This window comes from Phocaeicola paurosaccharolyticus JCM 15092 (assembly GCF_000613805.1).
In the GTDB taxonomy this organism is placed as follows: Bacteria; Bacteroidota; Bacteroidia; order Bacteroidales; family Bacteroidaceae; genus Phocaeicola; species Phocaeicola paurosaccharolyticus.
Genome location: NZ_BAJR01000064.1, coordinates 1 through 3,774, shown reverse-complemented (window position 1 = coordinate 3,774; position 3,774 = coordinate 1). Strand labels below are relative to the sequence as shown.

Here is a 3,774-nt window from a genome sequence, read left to right as displayed (position 1 = left end):
ATTAAATTGCATCAACAATATTTTAAACCCTCGTGTATTCTCTTTAAAAAATACATCAAAGAATGTAGTAATAGGAGAAGCATTTGGAGGTGGTACTTCGATGGAGCAGAAAGACAATAATTCTTTTTGTTACATAAATTTAGGAAAGAAAGTATTAGCAAGAGCAGTTAGTGGAACATATACTTTTGGTCAAGCATTATATGTTACATCGTTAGGATTGTATAGTAATGTTGAGTCTGGCGAAATAGTCGGATATTCTGATGAAAACAAGATTCTTAGTGCTGATGGCTATATTATAGTGCGTGTGCGTTCCTCACAAAGTTGGGCAAATGATTAAAAATTAAGAGGATGCGAATAACGTATCCTCTTTTTATTTATGTTTGTGATTTAACTTTAAAAAATAAAATTATGGCTAAGAAATTCTATGTGAAAGGTGGTATTCTTGTAAATACACCATACTTTAATTCTAATGATGTTGGATGTTTTTACACTAAACAACCAAAAGATACTGAAATAATGGAAACAAACACAACAATAGAAGGTATACCTTGTTTACTTATAGATAATGAAAACCCTCAATCAATTTTCAATGAGTACTATGCTAAGGATTTTTTTACTTCATATTATAGTGGGGCTGAATTCTATTATAAAAGTTATCGTGAAGCTTATAATGATTACATATCAAGAATTACTGATATCAAAGAAATAATTCAAATAGAAAATCTTAATGATAAGCAAAAAATGATTGTTAATCGATTATCATACTTAAATATAGTTGCTTCTATTGAAACTTTTGTGTGCGACACTTTATTGACAAAAATCACAGAAAAAGAAGATTTATTTATGGATTACTTCAATACTATCGAGCCAAAAAGAAAAGAGGAAATGAAGAATTTATTGGATAATGGACAAATAGGGAAGTGGGAGCAATCAGTAATTGATTATGTTATTAAGACTTCATATTGCAATATTGACACTATTAAGAATATGTATAAAGATGTCTTTAATGTTCTTATTGTGAATACAAATGGAGTAATGAATAAAATTATCTTAAACAGAAATAAACTAGCACATCGAAACGGAAGGAATAAAGACGGTAGTTATATAAACATAAGCAATCAAGAACTTGAAACGCTAATAAATAATTCAAAGAATTTTGTTGATCAAATTCTAAGCAAAATAGAAGCTGTAAATTAGGTTAGCTTTTTACAGAGTTGGGTGAGAGACTAATATTTAAGAGGATGCGAATAACGTATCCTCTTTTTGTCTATGTTTGCAATAACTTAAAAATAATGTTATGGAAAGTCTTATTAATGGAGAAACAATAAAAGTGGATAATCATAATTCTGGTCAAGAAATAGAATGGGGTAAAGGAATACATCTACATAAAAGAATGAATAACTCTAAATCAAGAGCTGAAGTCTTAATTCCAATTGATGGAAGTATAAAGGATTTACAATTTAAGAAAACAAAAAGTAATGAGGATATTCATATTAAAAATGAAATAAAAGAAGCATTTAATGACCAATATCTAAGAAAGAAATTTATAATACAATATTATAAATGTATTGATAGATTTAATGAAAATAAATCAATAGATGAAAGACAGAAAATAGCTAATCGATCCGCTGAAACATTAGCTTCTTTTTTTGGTTTAAAGCCACATATAGTTAATTCTTTTAAAAAAGAAAGTAATATTTTCTTCTCTAAATTTATGACCATTGACAAAAAGGAAATACTTATAGAAAGCAATTATGAAAATAATTCATTCATAATTGGACGTAATAGAGAAGATGTTGACAATTTTGATTCTTTATAACCGTTTCACAGAGTTGGGTATTGAACTAAATATTAAGGAGTTGCAGTAGTGTAACTCTTTTTTGTTTTCATAAAATGATAACAAAACTGAAAATATAAAGAATGATAATTGTATTATAAAAATTAGAATATATATATTTGTAGAAAAACAACAATGTGTATTACAGAAGATACATTCATCGAGGATGAGAGGCGAATAATGGCGAGTAATGTTAGGAATATTTTCACTCCCCATACACCAATAAATAATGAAGATCTTTTTAAAGGAAGGACTTCAGAGGTTCAACAAATACTATCAACATTAAATACTCCAGGGCAACATCTTTTGTTGTATGGAGATAGAGGAGTTGGAAAAAGTTCTTTGGCTATTATTGCTTCACATAAGATTGTTAACATTGCAAACAAGAAATTAAAAATAAAGAGATGCTCAAAAACAGATAGTTTCATTTCTATAATGGAAGAAGCTTTAGAAGCTTGTGGGGTTGATTTGACTTTAATATCTAAAACAAAGACTTCTGGAATTTCAATTAAAGGATTTGGATTAGAGAATAGTAATTCTTATGAAGGATATTTGAATAAGGCAAATTCACCTTCTTGGGTTTGTGAAAAAATTAAAGATGAAAATATTTTATTATTAATTGATGAGTTTGATTCTATTAAAAGCCAAGAGGATAAACACAAAATAGCTGAATTAATTAAATTATTAAGTGACTCTCATTCAGTTTTTAAAATATTTATAGTTGGGATTGCAGAATCAGCTGAGGAATTAACGGTAGGTCATCCTTCTGTTCAAAGATGTTTAAAGGAAATTAAACTATCTAAAATGCTTCAAAGAGAAATCTTAGAAATAATAAATGCTGGAGGAGATAAATTACATATTAATTTTACAAGAGATGCAAAATTTAGAATATTTAGATTAAGCTCTGGTTATCCTCATTTTACTCATCTGATTTGTCTAAAGGCTTCTGAAGAAGCTATTATTAATGAAAAAGCAGTTATAGATATTGATGATGTAAATAATGCTATAGAAAAATCAATTAGTGATTGCGAAAATTCTTTAAGGCAAGCATATGATGATGTTTTCAAATCGTCTTCAACTATAAAAACATATAGAAAGATATTATATGCTATTGCACTATGTTGGGATGAGTTTATTAGAGCTGAAAATATAAGATTGATATATAATTTAATATTTGATGAATCAATTACTAACCAGAAATTAAATCAATATTTATCTAAAATTGTTTCTAATTCAAATGATAAAATTTTAAGAAGATTGGCTAAAGGTGTATATAGATTTAGTGATCCTCGCATGAGCTCTTATATAAGATTAGTTCAATCAGATATGTATTCAGAAAAGGAAGAAATGATATATAAACAAATCAAAAGTAATTAATATAATTAAAGCTATGAATAAATGTAAAATAATATATGGTACAAATTATTCGGAAGTCGAATCTATAATAAACCGTTTTTTATCTTTTTATAGAGATATAGAATTAATTAAAATAGTGAACTTAAGTGATGAGAATTCAATAGCTATGGCAATTTTTTATAAAATTTAAATTACATATTTATCGGATAAGATAAGGCAGAAAAGAAGTGAATAATATTACTACTTTTCTGCCTTATTTTTGTCCTATTCAATTTTGGGTATCATAACCATATTTGCCATATATAAAAATAAAGATTTATGGCAAAGTCAGAACAACTATTTAATATCATTCTCTCTCATGAGGGTGGATGGAGTAATCACTCTTCGGATCGTGGTGGCAAAACAAATATGGGAATAACTCTTTCAACATGGAAGTCATGTGGGTATGATAAAGATGGAGATGGGGATATTGATTCTGATGATCTTCGTCTTATTACTAAAGATGATGTTTTTACTCTCTTTAAAAAATACTATTGGGATAAATGCAAGGCTGACTACATACATTCACAATCGATAGCTAA

General features: G+C 27.5%; 5 protein-coding genes. All 5 read left to right on the top strand.

The window, feature by feature from the left end:
• Nucleotides 1–337 (top strand): hypothetical protein (locus JCM15092_RS17280; protein WP_024995197.1); only part of this gene is annotated, 337 nt, incomplete at its 5' end.
• Nucleotides 338–408: 71 nt separating this feature from the next.
• Complete coding sequence (locus JCM15092_RS14075; protein WP_024995196.1) at nt 409–1,197, top strand: HEPN domain-containing protein; 789 nt, start codon at nt 409–411, stop codon at nt 1,195–1,197.
• Nucleotides 1,198–1,297: 100 nt separating this feature from the next.
• Nucleotides 1,298–1,819, top strand: coding sequence for a hypothetical protein (locus tag JCM15092_RS14070; protein WP_024995195.1), 522 nt, complete (start codon nt 1,298–1,300; stop codon nt 1,817–1,819).
• Nucleotides 1,820–1,972: 153 nt separating this feature from the next.
• On the top strand, nt 1,973–3,214 hold the full coding sequence (locus JCM15092_RS14065) for an nSTAND1 domain-containing NTPase (RefSeq protein WP_024995194.1): 1,242 nt from the start codon (nt 1,973–1,975) through the stop codon (nt 3,212–3,214).
• Between the two features lie 297 nt (nt 3,215–3,511).
• On the top strand, nt 3,512–3,774 hold a 263-nt coding region (locus JCM15092_RS14060), incomplete at its 3' end, for a glycosyl hydrolase 108 family protein (protein ID WP_024995193.1).

Bases quoted from the DNA above. Each gene is read 5' to 3' on its own strand.
- JCM15092_RS14075 (WP_024995196.1), top strand. From the start codon at position 409: ATGGCTAAGAAATTCTATGTGAAAGGTGGTATTCTTGTAAATACACCA.
- JCM15092_RS14070 (WP_024995195.1), top strand. From the start codon at position 1,298: ATGGAAAGTCTTATTAATGGAGAAACAATAAAAGTGGATAATCATAAT.
- JCM15092_RS14065 (WP_024995194.1), top strand. From the start codon at position 1,973: ATGTGTATTACAGAAGATACATTCATCGAGGATGAGAGGCGAATAATG.